At 42.2% G+C, this 1304-nt stretch carries 1 protein-coding gene; it reads right to left on the minus strand.

All coding sequences use genetic code 11. From position 1 onward, the window contains the following. Positions 1-1226 (minus strand): IS4 family transposase (locus JIG37_RS10125; RefSeq protein WP_199529301.1); only part of this gene is annotated, 1226 nt, incomplete at its 3' end. Positions 1227-1304: the final 78 nt, after the last annotated feature.

Here is a 1304-nt window from a genome sequence, read left to right on the forward strand (position 1 = left end):
ACAAAGGTTTCAGCCATTGCAATAAGTTTATTTATTACGCTCGGTACTTTTCCTGCTGAGGTGTGAGGCAACATCATTAACTCCTTGATGATATAGCCAGAAGCATTGCTGTAACTGAGTTGATAAGGCCATATCCCTTTCAGGCTGTAAGCCATCTTAGTCATCATATATCGTACTAAATTGTATGCGAGCAATACGCCCCATAACTCTTGTTTTACTAGCTCTGGGGTTTTGCTACGTAACGTTAATTCATTTTTGAGCAAGTACTGTTTCATTTCCCTGAACCCAAGCTCTATTTCCCAACGGTGACTGTATAGATCGACGATATCAGCACTTGGATATTTCATTGGGTCGGTCATAGACGTCAGTATCTGATGCTGTTTTCCATTGATGGTTTTCGTCAACAATCTAGCTTCGATAGTAGTAGGTAAGTCTGGGTACCTCTTTCGTGATTGAGGTGTTGTTTTTAGTCTAATCAGTTGGTTATGTTTTCCAAACTCCCTGATAACTTCATATTGCGTGCCTTTTTTTAAGGGAATTAGCCAGTGCCTTGATGTACCAGTGGTAGACCATTTATGAAGTAGCCCTAATGAGTAAAAACCTTTATCAAACAGCGTTAGGCTATTGTCGGGTGTTTGCTCTATCAGCTGCTCAGCGAGCGTCATTTCATTAGCCGCAACGGCGTCAAAGGCGGATGCGGTCAATAAGTGACTTGTGAGTTCCATTTGACAGACCATACGAATTTGAGGAAAAGCCGATTCGCGTTTGTCATTGTGCAACTTACCAAATGCATCATTGTTAGCTGGCGTGTCTTCTGCACGCCACACCACGCCATCAACGCCAAGTAAGGTTAATCCACACCAGTTTGGATGTGGTGTGTCTTGATGCCAACGGGATTGAGTCATATTAAAGATATGACGAATAGATTCCGAGCCTAAACGCTGTCTTGCTTGAACAATCGCACTAGGAGCTACAAAAGGTTTCTTACTTGGTAATACAATATCAAGACGATTAATGACCTGAGTCATAGGCATATCTCGAAACAATGCGCTGCCAATCACACTCCAGACCATTAGCTCAAGAGGTAGCCTGCGCTTCCTGAGTGTTGCGACCCCAGACTCTGCAAGTGCTTGTTGTATTAAAGACTCATCCAGTATTTCCGACAAGCTGTGAATATTAGAATCGATAAATGATGAAATATTGGCGAAGCTATGATTAAGGGGCATAAAAAAATCCGATGACCTGTGATCATCGGATTTTGATCCTATTATGCCAAATGTCAATTGCTTAACTGATCGGCATTG

It is taken from the genome of Pseudoalteromonas sp. bablab_jr010 (genome assembly GCF_016464105.1).
Lineage (GTDB): Bacteria > Pseudomonadota > Gammaproteobacteria > Enterobacterales > Alteromonadaceae > Pseudoalteromonas > Pseudoalteromonas simplex.